This is a genomic window from Salmonella sp. NW884 (assembly GCF_051700745.1).
Taxonomy (GTDB): domain Bacteria; phylum Pseudomonadota; class Gammaproteobacteria; order Enterobacterales; family Enterobacteriaceae; genus Salmonella; species Salmonella enterica.
This window is the reverse complement of the sequence record NZ_JAMMDE010000005.1, coordinates 275,541-293,908: the sequence shown is the minus strand read 5'-3', so window position 1 is coordinate 293,908 and position 18,368 is coordinate 275,541. Positions and strand designations below refer to the sequence as shown.

The following is an 18,368-nucleotide window of genomic DNA, read 5'->3' as shown; positions in this document are numbered from 1 at the left end:
AGTAGGTTGACCCGGTGCTGACCGGGTCAACGCTTACACGTTCTGCAGCGGTTAGCCGCGTCGCAGAAGGCGGAAAATCACCAGCACCACGATCGCGCCCACCACGGCGACCAGGAAACTGTGCAGATTAAAGCCGCTGATACTGCCGCCAATACCAAACATCGTCGCCAGCCATCCGCCAACGACCGCCCCGACGATACCGAGAATACAGGTCAGGATAAATCCCCCGCCATCGCGCCCCGGCATAAGCAATTTGGCGATAACGCCGGCAATCAAACCAAAAACAATCCAGGCGATAATTCCCATTTGCGAACCCTCTTTCCAGTAAAAACGTTTTAAGTATAGGCAAAGTCGAGCGTCGCATTTCTGAACACTGATTTATCTCGCGGACATAAAAATTTATTTATCGCTATTAAGTTCTTTCTACCGATGCCGATAACCCAACGATAGTCTGCGTATCAGGGGTTATTTCGTGTGAGTGGTTACAATGAGCAGTTCCTGAAAAAAAATCCATTAGCGATATTAGGCGTGCTACGGGATTTAAATAAAAATCAGGTTCCACTGCGTATTTCATGGGCGCATGGTCAATTCATCAGTAAAATTTTGGCGGTAGACCCGGAAAAACTCATCGTGGATTACGGCAGCCAGGAATATGAAAATAGCGCCGTATTACGTGCCGGGCAGGTAGCCATTATCGCAGAAACACAGGGCGCAAAAGTCGAGTTCACGTTGCCGCAACTCGTTACAGGCGAATATCAGCGGCTGCCGGCCTTTATCACGCCCCTGCCGTCGTCACTGTGGTTTGTCCAGCGCCGGGAGTATTTTCGTATTGGCGCGCCGCTGTATCCGCCTTATTACGGCGTCACCACGCTACCGGACACCCGTACGTTACGTTTTCGCCTGTTTGATCTTTCGCTGGGCGGCATGGGCGCGCTACTGGAATCCGCCATCCCCGACGGACTAATCGAAGGCGCGCGCTTTTCGCAGGTTGAACTGAACATGGGGCCATGGGGTATTTTTCACGTTGACGCCCAGCTTATCGCCATCAGCGAGCGTAAGGTGATTGATGGGAAAAATGAAACGATCACCACTCCCCGCCTGAGCTTTCGTTTCCTTAACGTTAGCCCGGCGGTGGAGCGGGAGTTGCAGCGGATTATTTTTTCGCTTGAGCGCGAGGCCCGAGAAAGAGCGAATAAAGTGCGAGAATAATCTTCACGCTAAACTACATGGCGTCCAGCGCCTGCTGAAGCTTCCAGATATAGCGCGGCGCCTGCGGCGCGGGATGATTATCAACAACATGTTCAAAAAACTCGTCCGCATCCAGATCGTTAATTTTTTCTATCGCCTTCTTCCTGTCGGATGAAAAAGTACGCAATAACGCGCCTGCGCCGTTAGCATAAGAGACGACCAGCGCATATTGCATCACCTGCGGATCTTTGATGCCGGCCAGCGGCCCATTTTCCAGAATGCTCAGATACGCCGCGCCCATTGAGATGTTACGCTCAGGGTTTTTCAGCTCGCTGGTGGTCGGTTCGCCACGCCAGCCCATGCGACGGTAAACGTCGCGCCCGGAGGTCGACGCCTTTAACTGCATCAGGCCAATCGCATTGGATTTACTGACCGCGTTAGGGTTGCCACCGGATTCAATGGCGATAATCGCGGTGATTAAATGCGGATCAACCCCCCATGCCGCTCCGGCTTTTTCACTGATGGGCATCCACTGCATCGCACGCTTTACAGGCACTTCGGCATTCCACGGCGGATTCCTGTAATCCTGTTTTGAGCTACAGCCAGCCAGTATTACTACCAAAAAAGCAAACCATCTTAATTTCACGTCATCTATCCTTATAGCCGTAACTTATCTGTCGAAGAGGTCATACCGCCCCGGCCAGGCACTTAGGTTGCCTCCCTGGTGCGCATCCAGAAACGTCGCACAACGAGGGACATCGCCTAATATATGCGGCATGATATACATTTGCATTCTATTGTCAGCAAGGAATTACCATGTCTCTGTTTCATTTAATCGCCCCCTCGGGCTACTGTATTAACCAACAGGCCGCGTTACGCGGCGTTCAGCGCCTGACTGACGCGGGTCATCAGGTGGAGAATGACGAGGTGATTCGTCGCCGCTATCAGCGTTTTGCCGGTACGGACGCGGAACGGCTGGCCGATGTTAATTCGCTGGCCTCGCTAACGTCGCCGGATACGATCGTCATGCCGGTTCGCGGCGGCTATGGCGCCAGCCGCTTGCTGGATCGTATCGACTGGCAGGCGCTCGCCTCCCGGCAACAGCGCGATCCCTTACTGATTTGCGGTCATAGCGATTTTACGGCGATTCAGGCTGGACTACTGGCGCAGGCCAATGTCATCACCTTTAGCGGTCCTATGCTGGCGGCAAATTTTGGCGCCGAAACGCTGAATACGTTCACCGAGCAACATTTCTGGCTGGCGCTACGCAAGGCGCAATTTACCGTAGAGTGGCAAGGTGACGGCCCTCAGTGCGATGTACAAGGCACCTTATGGGGCGGAAATCTGGCGATGTTGATTTCCCTTATCGGTACGCCCTGGATGCCGACTATCGATAAAGGAATTTTAGTGCTGGAAGATGTCAATGAGCATCCTTTCCGGGTGGAGCGTATGCTTTTGCAACTGGAGTACGCCGGAATTTTAAACCGCCAGAGCGCCATCGTTCTCGGCAGCTTTAGCGGCGCGGCGCCCAACGAGTATGACGCCGGTTATTCTCTGGAGAGCGTCTACGCGTTTTTACGTTCCCGTCTGTCCGTTCCGCTGATTACCGGTCTCGACTTCGGGCATGAACAGCGTACGGTAACGCTCCCTATCGGGGCAAACGCGACGCTTAAAAATACGCGCCAGGGGACTCAACTCACTTTATCTGGCCATCCTACGCTGCAATTGTAAAAAAAGTCCCCGACAGGCTAAGTAAAACGCTGCCCTGGCCGTTATTATGTTAATGTTAAATAATACGAAGTCGTGTGAGTCAGGAGATATAAAACGTTGGATGCTGCAACAATTATTAGTCTATTTATTTTAGGTTCCATCCTTGTAACCAGCAGTATCCTGTTAAGTTCATTCTCATCGCGACTGGGTATCCCGATTCTGGTCATTTTCCTCGCCATCGGGATGTTAGCGGGTGTGGATGGCATTGGCGGTATTCCTTTCGATAATTATCCTTTCGCTTATATGGTCAGTAACCTGGCGCTGGCGATTATTTTACTCGATGGCGGAATGCGCACCCAGGCCAGCTCTTTCCGGGTAGCGCTGGGCCCCGCGCTGTCGCTGGCGACGCTCGGCGTACTGATCACGTCGGGGTTAACAGGTATGATGGCCGCCTGGCTGTTTCATCTGGATCTTATCGAAGGTCTGCTCATTGGCGCGATAGTCGGTTCCACTGACGCCGCAGCGGTCTTTTCTCTGCTTGGCGGCAAAGGGCTAAACGAACGTGTAGGCTCCACGCTGGAGATCGAATCGGGAAGTAACGACCCGATGGCCGTTTTTCTGACCATTACATTAATTGAGATGATCCAGAAACATGAAACCGGCCTGGACTGGATGTTTGCCGTCCATATTATCCAGCAGTTCGGTCTCGGTATTGTTTTTGGCCTCGGCGGCGGTTACCTGCTACAGCAGATGATCAACCGTATTTCTCTGCCCAGCGGCCTGTATCCGATGCTGGCGCTCAGCGGCGGTATTCTGATTTTTGCTTTGACGACCGCGCTTGAAGGCAGCGGCATTCTCGCGGTCTATCTGTGCGGATTCCTGTTAGGAAACCGTCCGATTCGCAACCGTTACGGCATCCTGCAAAACTTTGACGGACTGGCCTGGCTGGCGCAGATCGCCATGTTCCTGGTCCTGGGACTGCTGGTGACGCCTTCCGATCTGTGGCCGATTGCCGTCCCTGCGCTTATTCTCTCTATCTGGATGATTTTCTTCGCCCGCCCATTGTCGGTGTTTACCGGCCTGCTGCCTTTTCGCGGCTTCAATCTTCGGGAGCGCATTTTCATCAGTTGGGTCGGACTGCGCGGCGCGGTGCCGATTATTCTCGCCGTTTTCCCGATGATGGCCGGGCTTGAAAACGCTCGCCTGTTCTTTAATGTCGCTTTCTTTGTGGTACTGGTGTCGCTGCTCCTGCAGGGAACATCGCTGTCATGGGCGGCGAAGAGAGCCAAAGTGGTCGTGCCTCCGGTTGGCTGGCCAGTATCGCGCGTGGGGCTTGACATCCATCCTGATAATCCGTGGGAACAATTCATCTATCAGTTGAGCGCCGACAAATGGTGCGTCGGCGCGGCGTTGCGCGACCTGCATATGCCGAACGAAACCCGCATTGCCGCGCTATTTCGCAATAATGAACTGTTTCACCCCACGGGTAGCACTCGCCTGCAGGAAGGCGACGTACTCTGCGTGATTGGCCGGGAGCGCGATCTGCCAGCGCTGGGCAAATTGTTTAGCCAGTCGCCGCCGGTTTCGTTAGATCAGCGTTTCTTTGGCGATTTTATCCTCGAAGCGAACGCGAAATTCGCCGACGTGGCGCTTATCTACGGGCTGGAAGAAGGAACGGAATACCGGGATAAACAACAAACTCTGGGTGAAATCATACAGCAGCTGCTGGGCGCTGCGCCGGTCGTTGGCGATCAGGTGGAGTTTGGCGGCATGATTTGGACGGTAGCTGAAAAAGAAGATAACGTGGTACGCAAGATTGGGGTACGCGTCGCCGAAGACGAAGCAGAATAAGGTCGCCGGACAACGTCGACCCGCCCCCGGTGGACCGGTCGACGCCTTAGCCTGAGTTAGGTTACGTTGTCACAAACGGCACGCGCGGCGCTACGGCGCACAGTAGCTCATAGCCCAGCGTGCCTGCCGCAGAGGCGACATCATCGACCTTAATTTCTTTGCCCCATAATTCAACCGGCGTGCCGATTCCCGCCTGCGGACACGGCGTCAAATCCACCGCCAGCATATCCATTGAAACGGTGCCTACTGTTCTGGTACGGATACCGTCCACCAGCACAGGCGTCCCGGTCGGCGCATGGCGTGGATAGCCATCGGCATAACCCGCCGCGACGATGCCAATGCGTTGTTCCTGAGTCACAGAATACCCTCCGCCATAGCCTACCCTTTCACCCGCGCTCAGCGTCTGCACGCCAATAATTTCGCTACTCAGCGTCATCACGGGTTTTAGTCCGGTATCGGCAATATCCCGCCACTGTCCTGACGGCGACGCACCGTACAAAATAATGCCTGGCCTGACCCAGTCATAATGCGCCTGGGGATGCCACAGCGTCGCTGCCGAATTTGATAACGAGTGCGCACACTGCAGGCCTTCCGTCGCCAGCGCAATACGCCTCATCGCCTCCCCGATACCTTCCGGATGATCGGCCTGAGCAAAATGTGACATCAGGGTCATTTCACCGACATTGCGCATTGCCCGCAATTGCTGCCAGACGGTCTGCGCCCGCTCAGGCTGAAAACCGAGTCGGTTCATGCCGCTGTTGACTTTGACATAGATATCCAGCGGCGCGTTAAGCCGCGCATTTTGCAGCGCTTTCAACTGCCAGTTACTGTGGATGCAGGTGGTCAGCCGATAAGTGTCATACGCCTCCAGGTCTTGCGCATGGAAAAACCCCTCCAGCATCAATATCGGCCCTTTCCACCCGCGCTCACGCAGGGTAATCGCCTCTTCAAGGTTGAGCATAGCGAAACCATCTGTGGCGCCCAGCGCGCTCCAGACGCGTTCAATACCGTGGCCGTAGGCGTTGGCTTTCACTACCGACCAGACGCGCGCCTCCGGGGCCGCCCGGCGCACAATAGCCAAATTTTGTTTCATTACCTGTAAATCAAGGCTGGCCTGTATAGGGCGGGTCATTTCACTTCCTTTATCAGTTATGCGCGCTATGCAAACGTTGCGGGCGGGTGGGCGTAAAATCGGAACGGTATCGCGCCACGCTCAGATCGTCGTAGGGTATCGCTGGCGTACGACCCGACAAGATATCGCTTAACAACTGGCCTGAACCGCAGGCCATCGTCCAGCCTAAGGTGCCGTGTCCAGTATTAAGCCACAGATTTTTATAACGGGTACGTCCTACTACCGGCGTGCCGTCCGGCGTCATGGGGCGCAGGCCGGTCCAGAATGTGGCCTGCTCAATATGACCGCCGCGCGGAAAAAGATCGCGCACAACCATCTCCAGCGTCTCGCGGCGTGGTTGCAGTAAGTCGGTATTAAAGCCCACGATTTCCGCCATTCCCCCCACGCGAATACGCTTATCAAAACGCGTAATAGCGATTTTGTAGGTTTCATCAAGAATCGTCGATACCGGCGCGCCGTCTGGCTCGACGATTGGGATGGTTAATGAATAGCCTTTCAGCGGATACACCGGGATATCAACAATGCCTTTAAGCATCGCCGTCGAATACGATCCAAACGCCATAACATACGCATCTGCTTTAATGATCTCATCGGCGCATTTCACGCCGTAAATCTGATCATTTTCGTACAGTAATTTTTCCACGGGAGTATTAAAGCGAAAGGTTACGCCCGCCTGCTCCGCCATGCGCGCCAGACGCTGGGTAAAGAGCTGACAGTCCCCGGTTTCATCATTCGGTAAGCGCAGTCCGCCGGTTAATTTATGCGCAACCTCAGCCAGAGCGGGTTCAACTTCCGCCAGTCGGCTGGATTCCAGGAGCTGATACGGCACCCCGGCATCTTCCAGCACGGCGATATCACGGGTGGCGTTCTCATACTGTTGCGCGGTGCGGAAGAGTTGTAGCGTTCCCCCCTGGCGGCCTTCATATTCGATACCGGTCGCGGCGCGTAGCGTTTTCAGGCAGTCGCGACTATATTCCGCCAGACGCACCATGCGGCCTTTATTTTCCATATAATGCCGGGTATCGCAGTTACGCAGCATTTGCCACATCCACTTCAGTTGAAACGGGGTGCCATCCAGACGCACCGCCAGCGGCGCATGGCGCTGGAACATCCATTTTATCGCCTTCAGCGGTACGCCAGGGGCCGCCCAGGGCGCCGCATATCCCGGTGAAATTTGTCCGGCATTCGCCGCGCTGGTTTCTTGCGCCGGGCCGGATTCGCGATCGATGACGGTGACATCATGCCCCGCCTGACTCAAATACCAGGCGCTGGTCACGCCAACTACGCCACTCCCCAGGATGACAACTCGCATAGCCACTCCGTTAATAGTAAAAGAACAATCTTCTGATTACATCTTGATAACCCAGATGAAAATATTATTCAACATATGACTTTTTTATGGTGACGTGCTTCACATATACCCTAAAGACAAGCGATCCCACTGGTTTGGGATCTCCTGCTACGCGGCATGGCTATACAGCATAAAATGATGCCAATACCCGATTTTTTGCCGTTCAATGTGGAGGAAATCGCAAAGAAAAGTTTTCACGATCAAGTCGTTTTTTAACATGGTGTTCTATGCTTGAAAGGAGGCGCTCCATACAGAGAGCGTCGCCAACAATGAGGGTGCGCGAATGGCAATGATTGATTCCATGAACAAGGACACCACACGTTTGAGCGATGGACCCGACTGGACATTTGATCTGCTGGATGTCTATCTGGCAGAGATAGACCGCGTGGCGAAGCTCTACCAACTGGATACTTACCCGCACCAAATTGAAGTCATCACTTCCGAACAGATGATGGACGCCTACTCCAGCGTCGGGATGCCGATCAACTATCCGCACTGGTCGTTTGGCAAAAAGTTCATTGAGACGGAACGTCTGTATAAGCATGGTCAACAAGGACTGGCTTATGAAATTGTGATCAACTCTAATCCCTGCATTGCCTACCTGATGGAAGAGAACACCATCACCATGCAAGCGCTGGTCATGGCGCACGCCTGTTACGGCCACAACTCCTTTTTTAAAAATAATTATCTCTTCCGGAGCTGGACGGATGCCAGCTCTATCGTCGACTACCTGATTTTCGCCCGAAATTACATTACCCGCTGTGAAGAACGCTACGGAGTGGATGAAGTAGAAAAACTGCTCGACTCCTGCCACGCGCTGATGAATTACGGCGTCGATCGCTATAAGCGCCCGCAGAAAATCTCGTTGCAGGAAGAGAAAGCGCGACAAAAAAGCCGGGAAGAGTATCTACAAAGCCAGGTGAATATGCTGTGGCGCACGCTGCCAAAACGCGAGGAAGAAAAAACGGTCGCCGAAGCACGCCGCTTTCCCGCTGAACCGCAGGAAAACCTGCTCTATTTTATGGAGAAAAACGCCCCGTTGCTTGAGCCGTGGCAGCGCGAAATTCTGCGCATCGTGCGTAAAGTCAGCCAGTATTTTTATCCGCAGAAACAGACGCAGGTCATGAACGAGGGCTGGGCGACCTTCTGGCACTACACCATCCTGAACCATCTGTATGATGAAGGCAAAGTGACGGAACGCTTTATGCTGGAGTTTTTACACAGCCATACCAATGTCGTATTTCAGCCGCCCTATAATAGCCCCTGGTATAGCGGAATTAACCCCTATGCGCTCGGCTTTGCCATGTTCCAGGATATCAAACGTATTTGTCAGTCCCCCACGGATGAAGATAAATACTGGTTTCCGGATATTGCCGGTTCCGACTGGCTGGAAACGCTGCACTTCGCCATGCGCGATTTTAAAGATGAAAGCTTTATCAGCCAGTTCCTGTCGCCAAAAGTGATGCGTGATTTCCGTTTCTTCACGGTACTTGATGATGACAGGCATAATTATCTGGAGATCTCCGCCATTCATAACGAAGAAGGTTATCGGGAGATTCGATCAAAACTGTCGTCACAGTATAACCTGAGCAACCTGGAGCCGAATATTCAGGTCTGGAATGTGGATTTACGCGGCGACAGATCTCTGACGTTGCGTTATATCCCGCATAACCGCGCGCCGCTGGATAAAGGCCGCAAAGAGGTGCTGAAACATGTGCATCGGTTATGGGGCTTTGATGTGATGCTGGAGCAACAAAATGAGGATGGCAGCGTAGAACTGCTGGAGCGTTGTCCGCCGCGCATGAACATGCTGTAATCGAGATGCTGCCCGGTAGTGTTTGCGCTTACCGGGCATCGCGGGATTATCGTCCCTGAATCGCTAAATCGCCGGGCAGATTTTTCTGCATCCGATGCCAAATCTCGCCGCTGTCATGCCCGTAACGTCGCACCGTTTCATACACCTGGTCGTGCGCGCCCTGCTCGCATAACGACGATAATTTATGATAGAAACCCAGTGCCAGACTGCGCGCTTCCGGATTGGCGAAATAGTGGCGACCAATGCGGGTGTATAACCCTTTCATGCCGTTCAGGATCAAGCCATAAATAGGATTGCCGGAGGCGAATGCCAGACCACGAAAGATGTTATAGTCCAGATCGGCGAATGCATCGGCATGGTCGGCCACTTCGTGGGCAGTGGCCAGCACTTCCTGCGCCTTATCCGGGTGTTGACGCAACGCGGTACGAATAAAGATAGTAGAAATATTGGTACGCACCGACAACAAATTGTCGATCAGTTGCGGAACGCTTTCATGATCAAGGCGGGCCAGCGTTTCAAGGATATTCAGCCCTGACGTTTCCCAAAAATTATTAACCTTTGTCGGTTTGCCATGCTGAATGGTCAGCCAGCCATCTCGCGCCAGCCGCTGTAACACCTCGCGTAATGTCGTGCGCGTCACGCCGATCAGTTCGGAGAGTTCTCGTTCTGCCGGTAAGATCGTGCCAGGAGGAAAGCGGTTATTCCAGATACTTTCAATAATATACTCTTCCGCGAAACCCGCCGGGCTCTGCGCCTTAATGACCATAGTGAGATTTCCATTACACAGCAAAACATAGTTGTACTCATCATACCAGACGGGCGTAACACCTGATAGCGGACGCAATGAAGAAAAAGGGGATCAAGGCACCATTTCTGATATCGCCTGCCAATATCGTTAAGGACTTGCTTGCATTCGTCGCGCTCGCTACTCTCTGTGTTTAAACATAAAAACGCTATTTCATTTTTCTAGGTAAGGAAAAATTTCATGGAGATCTCATGGGGTCGCGCCATGTGGCGCAACTTTTTAGGCCAGTCGCCCGACTGGTACAAACTGGCACTACTTGTCTTTTTAATTATTAACCCATTCATTTTCTTAGCTAATCCCTTTATTGCCGGTTGGCTGCTGGTGGCAGAGTTTATCTTCACCCTGGCGATGGCGTTAAAGTGTTACCCCCTGCTGCCCGGCGGGTTACTGGCCATTGAAGCCGTCATCATCGGCATGACCAGCGCCGCCCATGTACGTGAAGAGGTTGCCGCCAACCTGGAAGTCTTGCTGCTGCTGATGTTTATGGTGGCAGGCATCTACTTTATGAAGCAGTTATTGCTGTTTATTTTTACCCGTCTGTTACTCAGTATCCGCTCGAAGATGGTTCTGTCGCTGGCCTTTTGCGTCGCCGCCGCGTTCTTGTCGGCTTTCCTTGACGCGCTTACCGTCGTTGCGGTGGTGATCAGCGTCGCCGTCGGTTTTTACGGGATTTACCATCGTGTGGCCTCATCGCGCGGCGAAGAGAACGATATGCTGGACGACAGCCATATCGATCCGCATTACAAAACGGTGCTGGAGCAATTCCGCGGATTCTTGCGTAGCCTGATGATGCATGCGGGCGTGGGGACGGCGCTGGGCGGCGTCATGACCATGGTCGGGGAGCCGCAAAACCTGATCATCGCTAAATCGGCTGGCTGGCATTTCGGCGACTTCTTTTTGCGGATGTCGCCAGTCACCGTCCCGGTACTGGTATGTGGACTGTTAACCTGTATGCTGGTCGAGAAAATGCGCTGGTTTGGCTATGGCGAAACGTTGCCCGAAAAAGTCCGCGACGTCTTGCAGCAATTCGACGATCAAAGCCGTAAGAAGCGCACCCGCCAGGATAAAATTAAACTAATAGTCCAGGCGGTTATTGGCGTCTGGCTGGTTACCGCCCTCGCCCTCCATCTCGCGGAGGTGGGACTGATTGGTCTGTCGGTCATTATTCTGGCCACCGCGTTAACGGGTGTCACCGATGAACACGCCATCGGCAAAGCGTTTACCGAGTCGCTGCCGTTTACTGCGCTGTTAACCGTTTTCTTCTCCATTGTGGCGGTTATTATCGATCAACATCTTTTCGCGCCGATTATTCAGTTCGTCTTGCAAGCCTCTGAACACGCGCAGCTAACGCTGTTCTATCTCTTTAACGGCCTGTTGTCTTCCATCTCGGATAACGTCTTTGTCGGCACCATTTATATCAACGAAGCGAAGGCGGCAATGGAAAACGGCGCAATCAGCTTAAAACAGTTTGAGCTGTTAGCTGTGGCCATCAATACCGGTACTAACCTGCCATCGGTAGCGACGCCAAATGGTCAGGCGGCATTCTTATTCCTGCTGACCTCCGCGCTGGCGCCGTTAATCCGTCTCTCCTATGGCCGTATGGTCTGGATGGCGTTACCGTACACTATCGTACTGACCCTGATAGGGCTATTATGCGTCGAATTCACTCTTGCGCCGGTCACCGAATGGATGACTCAGGCAGGATGGTTAGCAACGCTTTCGTAACGTTTGGCCGGGCAATACACCGCCCGGCTCCGATTTTTGCCTGATAATTATCCAATTACACATTATTTCATTTCCCGCTAGTGGCGCACGAATTGAATTGGTTTACACTGCGGTCTCTACGCATGTTGCAGGGAAATTATTATGTTGCGATTTTTAAACCAGTGCTCACGGGGTCGGGGCGCATGGTTACTGATGGCGTTTACCGCCCTGGCGCTGGAAATGGTGGCGCTGTGGTTCCAGCACGTCATGTTACTTAAACCTTGCGTGCTATGTATTTACGAACGTTGCGCCCTGTTTGGCGTGATGGGCGCGGGTCTGGTCGGCGCTATAGCGCCGAAAACACCGCTGCGATACGTGGCAATGGTTATCTGGATTTACAGCGCCTGGCGGGGTCTACAACTGGCGTATGAACATACGATGATTCAGTTGCATCCCTCGCCGTTCATGACCTGTGACTTTATGGCGCGTTTTCCAGACTGGTTGCCGTTGGGTAAATGGCTGCCGCAGGTGTTTGTGGCATCCGGCGATTGCGCCGAGCGCCAGTGGTCTTTTTTAACGCTGGAGATGCCGCAATGGCTGTTGGGGATCTTTGCCGCTTATCTTGTAGTGGCGATAGCCGTCGTCATAGCCCAGGCATTTAAGCCTAAAAAACGCGACCTGTTCGGTCGTTGATACACACGCTCCTTCGGGAGCGTTTTTTTTTGCCCGAAGCGTTGTTTGCCAGTGATTAAAAGGTGTATATTAAATACATCTTTTAATCACCACATCAGGGAGATGTCTTATGTCCCACTTACGCATCCCGGCAAACTGGAAAGTTAAACGCTCTACCCCCTTTTTCACCAAAGAGAATGTTCCGGCGGCACTGCTCTCTCATCACAACACAGCGGCAGGCGTTTTCGGACAACTCTGCGTGATGGAAGGTACCGTGACCTACTATGGCTTTGCGAATGAAACCGCGACAGAACCAGAAGTGAAAGTGGTGATTAATGCCGGGCAATTCGCCACCAGTCCGCCGCAATACTGGCATCGGGTAGAGCTGAGCGATGATGCGCGGTTCAACATTCATTTTTGGGTAGAGGAAGACCATCAGGGCGAGGAAATGTATCAACAGAAAAAAGCCTGACATCGATAAACCAGTCACCACTGGGCGGCGTCCCGCCCAGTAGCCAGGTGATTAATGGTGCTAATTAAACGCTAGAGTAGTTTAATTTTAACGTGGTATCCCTCAAGCCCTTTCATCGTTTCTCGCGGCGCGAACTCTATTTCGGAAACCTCTTGCCCGGTTTTCTTCCGTAGTTCGGCAACCTTTTTGCTAATGAGTGCCGCGATTTCCTCTTCTGCTTTATGTGTCAACTCTTCGCTGTTCATTGATTTCCTCCTTTGAACTCGCAAACGGCTAAGCGCAATAAGACAGTGTCGTCATGGACGCGCTACTATTTTAACGTACAAAAAATTATAGGCTATCTTTCTGAGAGTTATCAGGATGTTTCACTTTGAAAGATGCAAAAAAACCGCCTGGCACAGGAGCTGCATCAGGCGGTTAGTTAATAGCACAAGACGCTATCTACGAGGATCTTCAACCTCATTCTGGGTATCCGGGTCGAGAGGATCGTCTCCCTCTGGTGTATCCGGAATATTTTCACCAGGAAGCGGCTCATCCTCTGGTAATGGATCGACTAAATCAGGACGTTCAGACATAAAGCCTCCAACGAACCATAGTTATTAAAGATACCCTACAGCACTACTTTTGGTTTTTCTTTGGATTTTTTCCTTCGTCTTCGGGTGTCTTATCAGGCTTCCTGGGCTGATCCTTTGAAACGCGCAACGGTTGGTTATTCATGGGGTAACTCCTCAGGATAGGCAGCGATATACTGCTTTGAAAGTATAGAGTCGCCGCCATACGTGCGCGAGCGCAGCGACAAGGCGCGTCAGGGAAGAATAGAAGGCAGTGATAACGCCAGGTGACGGAATTTGCACGCAATTCCTGGTTTCAGGGGCCGCCCGGCGTAAATTAAAGAATTGTAAACAATCAGCCGTTTTGCCGAAGACTTATTCTGCCCACGACGGTTTATTTAAAATATGATCCTGCCAGTCCCGTACTTCAGATTCTTTAACCGCGATATGACGGACAGAAATTCGCTCGCCATGCATAGCAGCTTTCGATCCAGTCAGCAGCGGATGCCACGTCGGCAAGGGCTTACCTTCCGCCAACAAACGGTAGGCGCAGGTCATCGGCAACCATTCAAAGTCTGGCAAGTTTTCGCGAGTGAGTTTGATACAGTCGGGTTCAAATTCAAAACGGCGCTCATAATGACGGCACTGGCACGTTTTAATATTTAATTGCCTGCACGCCACGTTGGTGAAGTAGATTTCATCTGTATCTTCATCCATCAGCTTATGCAGGCAGCATTGACCGCAGCCATCGCACAGCGACTCCCACTCGGCATCGGTCATTTCATCCAGGGTTTTACGTTGCCAGAAAGGTGTATCGCTCATTAAAGTATCCGCCATTGCACTAAAGCTGCACCTTATAACCAGTCTGGCCTGCAGATGCAAGTTTTACCGCCGCTGAAGGCGGCAAGCAGATTTTACAGAACGCGGGTAGACAACGTTTCGCCATTAAAACGAATGTCCAGCTCATCGCCGCTTAATAATGGCCCCACGCCTGCCGGCGTGCCGGTTAGCACCACGTCCCCGGCTTTGAGCGTAAAATAGCGGCTCATATAGGCGATAAGAGGCACAATAGGATGAATCATATCCGCGGTCGACCCTTGCTGGCGAACCTCGCCATTAACGTTAAGTCCGATAACCGTATTTTGCGGATCGCCGCAGAAGGCCGCGACAGGGATGAAGCCTGAAATCGGACATGCGTTATCAAAACCTTTGGCTTTTTCCCAGGGCTGTCCGGCCTTTTTCATTTTCCCTTGAATATCGCGCAGGGTTAAATCAAGCGCCACGCCATAACCGGCTATCGCTTTACGTACATGATCTTCGGTCGCCTGGCGGAGCGTTGCGCCAATCAGCACGGCAAGCTCAACTTCATGATGAACAGCGCCCATATCCGCCGGAATCGCCAGCGGCTGGCGAATATCACACAATGCGGTTTCCGGCTTGATAAAAAGCACGGGTTCTTCCGGCGTCGCGCTGCCCATCTCCTTGATGTGATTTGCGTAATTACTGCCCACGCAGACCACTTTACTTACCGGGTAATCAAGCAAGGCGCCTTGCCAGTTACGATGTTGATACATATTTTCCCCTAAGATCATGATGGAATTCAGGCGCGGCGCCGAATACCGTTTAACGGTCAGCGGGCGACGTATTTTGTCCTACCGAAGAAAGATGTTGTTTCAGCAAATCTTCCGGCGGCGGCGGCAATTGTAAATAATAGCCCTGCTCGCTTAACGCCTGTTTTACTTTTTCGAGCTCGGCATTGACTAATTTTTTACGTCCATCAAGCGGCAGCATCATCGCTAACTGCGGCTGACCGAATCCTTTCATCAACGCTTCAGGCACTCGCGAAAAATCGTCTTTTTTTTCGACATACAAATAGGTTTGATCGCGCTTGCTACTTCTATAGATCACACAAAACATACTTTTACTCTGAATTAACGGGATGGTGACTTGCCTCAATATAATACTGACTATAACATGCCTTCTGGACTTCGGAATATCACTCCGTATCGGAGATGATAAATAGCAAATTGAGTAAGGCCAGGATGTCAAACACGCCAATTGAGCTTAAAGGCAGTAGCTTCACCTTATCAGTGGTTCATTTGCATGAAGCGGAACCAGAGGTTATTCGTCAGGCGTTAGAAGACAAAATAGCGCAGGCTCCTGCGTTTTTAAAACACGCCCCTGTCGTTATTAACGTTAGCGGTCTTGAAAGCCCGGTAAACTGGCCGGAACTGCATAAGATCGTGACCTCAACCGGCTTACGCATTATCGGCGTGAGCGGCTGTAAAGACGCCAGCCTGAAAGTAGAAATCGATCGGATGGGTCTTCCTTTACTGACTGAAGGTAAAGAGAAAGCGGTTCGGCCTGCGCCCGTTGAGCCGGCAACGCCCAGCGAACCGCCGCAAAACGCTAATCCCATCACAAAAACGCGATTAATTGATGTTCCGGTTCGTTCCGGTCAGCGCATTTATGCTCCACAATGTGATCTGATTGTTACAAGTCACGTCAGCGCTGGCGCAGAGCTTATCGCTGACGGCAATATCCATGTCTATGGCATGATGAGAGGTCGCGCGCTGGCAGGGGCGAGCGGCGATCGGGAAGCGCAAATTTTTTGTACCCATCTGACGGCAGAACTGGTCTCTATCGCAGGTGTTTACTGGCTGAGTGATAAAATCCCGGCAGAATTTTATGGCAAAGCGGCGCGCCTGCGTTTAGCAGACAACGCTTTGACAGTTCAACCGTTGAATTGATCCCTTTTTAACAAGGAATTTTTATGGCACGCATTATTGTTGTTACTTCGGGTAAAGGGGGCGTTGGCAAGACCACCTCCAGCGCGGCCATCGCTACAGGTTTGGCCCAGAAGGGAAAGAAAACTGTCGTCATTGATTTTGATATCGGACTGCGTAACCTCGATCTGATTATGGGGTGCGAACGTCGTGTCGTTTACGATTTTGTAAACGTCATTCAGGGCGATGCGACACTGAATCAGGCGCTGATCAAAGATAAGCGTACTGAAAATCTCTTCATTCTTCCGGCGTCGCAGACCCGGGATAAAGACGCGCTGACGCGTGAAGGCGTCGCTAAGGTACTGGACTCACTGAAAGCGATGGACTTTGAGTTCATTGTTTGCGACTCGCCGGCGGGTATCGAAACCGGGGCGCTGATGGCGCTCTATTTTGCCGATGAAGCGATCATCACGACCAACCCGGAAGTCTCTTCTGTCCGTGACTCGGACCGTATTCTGGGTATTCTGGCATCGAAATCTCGTCGCGCAGAAAATGGCGAAGAACCGATTAAAGAACATCTCCTGTTGACGCGCTACAATCCAGGCCGCGTCAATAAAGGCGACATGCTCAGCATGGAAGATGTACTGGAGATTCTGCGTATTAAACTCGTCGGTGTGATCCCGGAAGATCAATCCGTACTGCGCGCATCGAACCAGGGCGAACCGGTGATTCTTGACGCCACTGCGGATGCGGGTAAAGCCTATGCAGATACCGTAGATCGTCTGTTGGGAGAAGAACGTCCTTTCCGCTTCATTGAAGAAGAGAAGAAAGGTTTCCTCAAACGCCTGTTCGGAGGATAAATTATGGCATTACTGGATTTTTTTCTCTCGCGGAAAAAGAGTACCGCTAATATTGCAAAAGAGCGGTTGCAAATCATTGTCGCGGAACGTCGCCGTAGCGATGCCGAACCGCATTATTTACCGCAGTTACGTAAAGATATTCTTGAGGTCATTTGTAAATACGTACAAATCGATCCGGAAATGGTTACCGTCCAGCTTGAGCAAAAAGATGGTGATATCTCCATCCTTGAACTTAACGTAACGCTGCCGGAAGCCGAAGAGTCAAAATAAGCTCTTTTATGGGAAAATTCCTGGATTAAAAAAGGCAGAAGAATCTGCCTTTTTTATTTTTTTACATTATTCCGAATACGGACATTTATTTCACTGGCCGTTTTCCCGGCAATTACCGTCGTTAAAGCGGATACTCCTGCAACAGAAGAGTTAACTTCTCCGCCATCAGTTCGGCGCGCCAGCCGGAAATCAATTCCGGTTGCCCATTTTGCGGTTTTAATTTCCAGTGCCAGTTAAGCAACTGATTAATCTGCCGACGCGATGCCAGTAGCTCGCCGCTGACGTGATGCGACGCGCTCACCTCCGCCACCAGCGCTTTGATGGCCTTAAACGCTTTGCGATAGCCCGGCATGTCCATCAGATTCAACAGGGGTTCCGGCAATGCCTCTTCCGGTAGCGCCTGTGCTTTCGCCACCAGCGATATCAACGTCTTGCCGTGAAAACGAATCTCGCTGCCGGAAAGCCCCAGGCTATCCAGCTCACCGAGACTGCCCGGCATATAACGCGCGACCGCCCACAGGTTTTCTTCACGCACAACAAAGTTCACCGCCATATCGCGCTCACGCGCCTTACGTAGCCGCCAGTCAGCTAAAAGTTGCAGACAGGCTAACTGGCGAGTACGCAGTTGCCAGGCATTGGTGATATCCCGCCATGCTTCTTCCGGCGCCTGAATCTCCTGACGACGCTGCTGCATCAATCGGCATTCATCAAGCGCGGCAGGCAGCCATCCTGCGGCTTCAGTTTCAATCATCAGCTTTTTGGCGATCGGTAACAGATACCAGACATCCGCCGCCGCGTATTCACACTGACGTTCGCTTAAAGGCCGGGCTAACCAGTCGGTACGAGACTCGCTTTTGTCCAGCGCCACGCCCGTATACTCTTCTACCATCGACGCAAAACCCCACGACAGCGGACGCCCGCAAAACGCCGCCAGAATTTGCGTATCAATCAGAGGTTCCGGCAGTTCGCCAAACGCATTCAGAAATACTTCCAGATCTTCGCTACCCGCGTGCAGAAATTTGGTGATTCCCGTATCGCGCAACACCGCTTTTAACGGCGACCAGTCGCTGATGCCGAGCGGATCGATCAGGGCGACATTTGCCCCGTCAAATAACTGGATCAATCCTAACTGCGGGTAATAGGTGCGGGTACGGACAAATTCCGTATCTAAAGCAATAGCCGGACATGCGCGGACAGCCTCACACAGGCTCGCCAGCGCATCGTCCGTTTCAATCATTTGGTAATTCAAATCGTGTTCTC

Annotated in this window: 21 protein-coding genes; 10 read left to right on the top strand and 11 right to left on the bottom strand. The window is 52.2% G+C overall.

Translation table 11 applies throughout. From position 1 onward, the window contains the following. Positions 1–51 precede the first annotated feature (51 nt). Positions 52–306 carry a GlsB/YeaQ/YmgE family stress response membrane protein gene (locus NA197_RS13985; RefSeq protein ID WP_000511323.1) on the bottom strand — a complete coding sequence of 85 codons (255 nt, stop codon included), beginning with the start codon at positions 304–306 and terminating at the stop codon, positions 52–54. A 168-nt stretch (positions 307–474) separates the two neighbouring features. Here NA197_RS13985 and ycgR point away from each other — a divergent pair, with 168 nt between their 5' ends. After that, the gene (gene ycgR / locus NA197_RS13980) at positions 475–1,209 is read left to right on the top strand and encodes a flagellar brake protein YcgR (RefSeq protein WP_000017414.1); all 735 of its coding nucleotides are present in this window, start codon (positions 475–477) and stop codon (positions 1,207–1,209) included. A 13-nt stretch (positions 1,210–1,222) separates the two neighbouring features. Here the strand turns inward: ycgR and emtA are convergent, their stop codons facing one another. Next, on the bottom strand, positions 1,223–1,834 hold the full coding sequence (emtA, locus tag NA197_RS13975; RefSeq protein ID WP_000776974.1) for a membrane-bound lytic murein transglycosylase EmtA: 612 nt from the start codon (positions 1,832–1,834) through the stop codon (positions 1,223–1,225). A 170-nt stretch (positions 1,835–2,004) separates the two neighbouring features. Here emtA and ldcA point away from each other — a divergent pair, with 170 nt between their 5' ends. Both ldcA and NA197_RS13965 read left to right on the top strand, forming a co-directional pair. Then, complete coding sequence (gene ldcA / locus NA197_RS13970; RefSeq protein WP_000051613.1) at positions 2,005–2,919, top strand: muramoyltetrapeptide carboxypeptidase; 915 nt, start codon at positions 2,005–2,007, stop codon at positions 2,917–2,919. Between the two features lie 96 nt (positions 2,920–3,015). Further along, positions 3,016–4,749 (top strand): potassium/proton antiporter, encoded by a 1,734-nt coding sequence (locus NA197_RS13965; protein WP_000338376.1) that lies wholly within the window; start codon positions 3,016–3,018, stop codon positions 4,747–4,749. A gap of 61 nt (positions 4,750–4,810) precedes the next feature. Here the strand turns inward: NA197_RS13965 and dadX are convergent, their stop codons facing one another. Both dadX and NA197_RS13955 read right to left on the bottom strand, forming a co-directional pair. Then, positions 4,811–5,881: a catabolic alanine racemase DadX gene (gene dadX, locus NA197_RS13960; protein ID WP_000197902.1), complete on the bottom strand. Its 1,071-nt coding sequence runs from the start codon at positions 5,879–5,881 to the stop codon at positions 4,811–4,813. A gap of 13 nt (positions 5,882–5,894) precedes the next feature. Continuing rightward, positions 5,895–7,193, bottom strand: a complete 1,299-nt coding sequence (locus tag NA197_RS13955; RefSeq protein WP_001266938.1) for a D-amino acid dehydrogenase — start codon at positions 7,191–7,193, stop codon at positions 5,895–5,897. 322 nt (positions 7,194–7,515) lie between these two features. On the opposite strand from NA197_RS13955, the gene NA197_RS13950 reads away from it, so the two are divergent. Further along, positions 7,516–9,048: a SpoVR family protein gene (locus NA197_RS13950; protein WP_001240762.1), complete on the top strand. Its 1,533-nt coding sequence runs from the start codon at positions 7,516–7,518 to the stop codon at positions 9,046–9,048. A gap of 46 nt (positions 9,049–9,094) precedes the next feature. On the opposite strand, the gene fadR is transcribed toward NA197_RS13950, so the two are convergent. Then, complete coding sequence (fadR, locus tag NA197_RS13945) at positions 9,095–9,814, bottom strand: fatty acid metabolism transcriptional regulator FadR (protein WP_000234826.1); 720 nt, start codon at positions 9,812–9,814, stop codon at positions 9,095–9,097. Positions 9,815–10,033: 219 nt separating this feature from the next. On the opposite strand from fadR, the gene nhaB reads away from it, so the two are divergent. The 3 genes from nhaB (at position 10,034) to NA197_RS13930 (ending at position 12,701) form a co-directional block, all read left to right on the top strand. After that, positions 10,034–11,578 (top strand): Na(+)/H(+) antiporter NhaB, encoded by a 1,545-nt coding sequence (nhaB, locus tag NA197_RS13940; RefSeq protein ID WP_064043480.1) that lies wholly within the window; start codon positions 10,034–10,036, stop codon positions 11,576–11,578. A 141-nt stretch (positions 11,579–11,719) separates the two neighbouring features. Next, positions 11,720–12,250 (top strand): disulfide bond formation protein DsbB, encoded by a 531-nt coding sequence (dsbB, locus tag NA197_RS13935; protein WP_000943475.1) that lies wholly within the window; start codon positions 11,720–11,722, stop codon positions 12,248–12,250. 109 nt (positions 12,251–12,359) lie between these two features. Continuing rightward, the gene (locus NA197_RS13930; protein WP_000018967.1) at positions 12,360–12,701 is read left to right on the top strand and encodes a DUF1971 domain-containing protein; all 342 of its coding nucleotides are present in this window, start codon (positions 12,360–12,362) and stop codon (positions 12,699–12,701) included. A gap of 71 nt (positions 12,702–12,772) precedes the next feature. Here NA197_RS13930 and NA197_RS13925 read toward each other — a convergent pair whose 3' ends face one another. From NA197_RS13925 to NA197_RS13905, 5 genes are all read right to left on the bottom strand, one after another. Continuing rightward, a complete protein-coding gene (locus NA197_RS13925) occupies positions 12,773–12,946 on the bottom strand; it encodes a GnsA/GnsB family addiction module toxin (RefSeq protein WP_001083582.1) in 174 nt (57 codons plus the stop codon). A gap of 192 nt (positions 12,947–13,138) precedes the next feature. Beyond that, a complete protein-coding gene (locus NA197_RS13920) occupies positions 13,139–13,276 on the bottom strand; it encodes a hypothetical protein (protein WP_001519337.1) in 138 nt (45 codons plus the stop codon). A gap of 351 nt (positions 13,277–13,627) precedes the next feature. Next, positions 13,628–14,074 carry a YcgN family cysteine cluster protein gene (locus NA197_RS13915; RefSeq protein ID WP_001285703.1) on the bottom strand — a complete coding sequence of 149 codons (447 nt, stop codon included), beginning with the start codon at positions 14,072–14,074 and terminating at the stop codon, positions 13,628–13,630. 92 nt (positions 14,075–14,166) lie between these two features. Next, the gene (locus NA197_RS13910) at positions 14,167–14,826 is read right to left on the bottom strand and encodes a fumarylacetoacetate hydrolase family protein (RefSeq protein WP_001519895.1); all 660 of its coding nucleotides are present in this window, start codon (positions 14,824–14,826) and stop codon (positions 14,167–14,169) included. Positions 14,827–14,875: 49 nt separating this feature from the next. After that, entirely contained in the window at positions 14,876–15,169 is a 294-nt protein-coding gene (locus NA197_RS13905; protein WP_001525604.1) for a YcgL domain-containing protein, read from the bottom strand. A 125-nt stretch (positions 15,170–15,294) separates the two neighbouring features. On the opposite strand from NA197_RS13905, the gene minC reads away from it, so the two are divergent. Genes minC through minE form a run of 3 tightly spaced genes read left to right on the top strand, consistent with a single transcriptional unit; the run spans position 15,295 to position 17,108 of the window. Next, positions 15,295–16,002, top strand: coding sequence for a septum site-determining protein MinC (gene minC / locus NA197_RS13900; RefSeq protein WP_000072527.1), 708 nt, complete (start codon positions 15,295–15,297; stop codon positions 16,000–16,002). Positions 16,003–16,025: 23 nt separating this feature from the next. After that, complete coding sequence (gene minD, locus NA197_RS13895; protein ID WP_000101047.1) at positions 16,026–16,838, top strand: septum site-determining protein MinD; 813 nt, start codon at positions 16,026–16,028, stop codon at positions 16,836–16,838. A 3-nt stretch (positions 16,839–16,841) separates the two neighbouring features. Further along, positions 16,842–17,108, top strand: a complete 267-nt coding sequence (minE, locus tag NA197_RS13890) for a cell division topological specificity factor MinE (protein ID WP_001185666.1) — start codon at positions 16,842–16,844, stop codon at positions 17,106–17,108. Positions 17,109–17,229: 121 nt separating this feature from the next. On the opposite strand, the gene rnd is transcribed toward minE, so the two are convergent. Next, positions 17,230–18,357 carry a ribonuclease D gene (gene rnd, locus NA197_RS13885; protein WP_064000471.1) on the bottom strand — a complete coding sequence of 376 codons (1,128 nt, stop codon included), beginning with the start codon at positions 18,355–18,357 and terminating at the stop codon, positions 17,230–17,232. Between the last annotated feature and the right edge of the window lie 11 nt (positions 18,358–18,368).

What these genes read in the sequence shown, in the direction of transcription:
- minC (WP_000072527.1), top strand. Translation starts at nt 15,295, where the DNA reads ATGTCAAACACGCCAATTGAGCTTAAAGGCAGTAGCTTCACCTTATCA.
- NA197_RS13985 (WP_000511323.1), bottom strand. Translation starts at nt 306, where the DNA reads ATGGGAATTATCGCCTGGATTGTTTTTGGTTTGATTGCCGGCGTTATC.
- ldcA (WP_000051613.1), top strand. Translation starts at nt 2,005, where the DNA reads ATGTCTCTGTTTCATTTAATCGCCCCCTCGGGCTACTGTATTAACCAA.
- NA197_RS13920 (WP_001519337.1), bottom strand. Translation starts at nt 13,276, where the DNA reads ATGTCTGAACGTCCTGATTTAGTCGATCCATTACCAGAGGATGAGCCG.
- NA197_RS13925 (WP_001083582.1), bottom strand. Translation starts at nt 12,946, where the DNA reads ATGAACAGCGAAGAGTTGACACATAAAGCAGAAGAGGAAATCGCGGCA.
- nhaB (WP_064043480.1), top strand. Translation starts at nt 10,034, where the DNA reads ATGGAGATCTCATGGGGTCGCGCCATGTGGCGCAACTTTTTAGGCCAG.
- minE (WP_001185666.1), top strand. Translation starts at nt 16,842, where the DNA reads ATGGCATTACTGGATTTTTTTCTCTCGCGGAAAAAGAGTACCGCTAAT.
- NA197_RS13905 (WP_001525604.1), bottom strand. Translation starts at nt 15,169, where the DNA reads ATGTTTTGTGTGATCTATAGAAGTAGCAAGCGCGATCAAACCTATTTG.
- minD (WP_000101047.1), top strand. Translation starts at nt 16,026, where the DNA reads ATGGCACGCATTATTGTTGTTACTTCGGGTAAAGGGGGCGTTGGCAAG.
- NA197_RS13930 (WP_000018967.1), top strand. Translation starts at nt 12,360, where the DNA reads ATGTCCCACTTACGCATCCCGGCAAACTGGAAAGTTAAACGCTCTACC.
- NA197_RS13955 (WP_001266938.1), bottom strand. Translation starts at nt 7,193, where the DNA reads ATGCGAGTTGTCATCCTGGGGAGTGGCGTAGTTGGCGTGACCAGCGCC.
- fadR (WP_000234826.1), bottom strand. Translation starts at nt 9,814, where the DNA reads ATGGTCATTAAGGCGCAGAGCCCGGCGGGTTTCGCGGAAGAGTATATT.
- NA197_RS13910 (WP_001519895.1), bottom strand. Translation starts at nt 14,826, where the DNA reads ATGTATCAACATCGTAACTGGCAAGGCGCCTTGCTTGATTACCCGGTA.
- dsbB (WP_000943475.1), top strand. Translation starts at nt 11,720, where the DNA reads ATGTTGCGATTTTTAAACCAGTGCTCACGGGGTCGGGGCGCATGGTTA.
- NA197_RS13915 (WP_001285703.1), bottom strand. Translation starts at nt 14,074, where the DNA reads ATGAGCGATACACCTTTCTGGCAACGTAAAACCCTGGATGAAATGACC.
- dadX (WP_000197902.1), bottom strand. Translation starts at nt 5,881, where the DNA reads ATGACCCGCCCTATACAGGCCAGCCTTGATTTACAGGTAATGAAACAA.
- NA197_RS13950 (WP_001240762.1), top strand. Translation starts at nt 7,516, where the DNA reads ATGGCAATGATTGATTCCATGAACAAGGACACCACACGTTTGAGCGAT.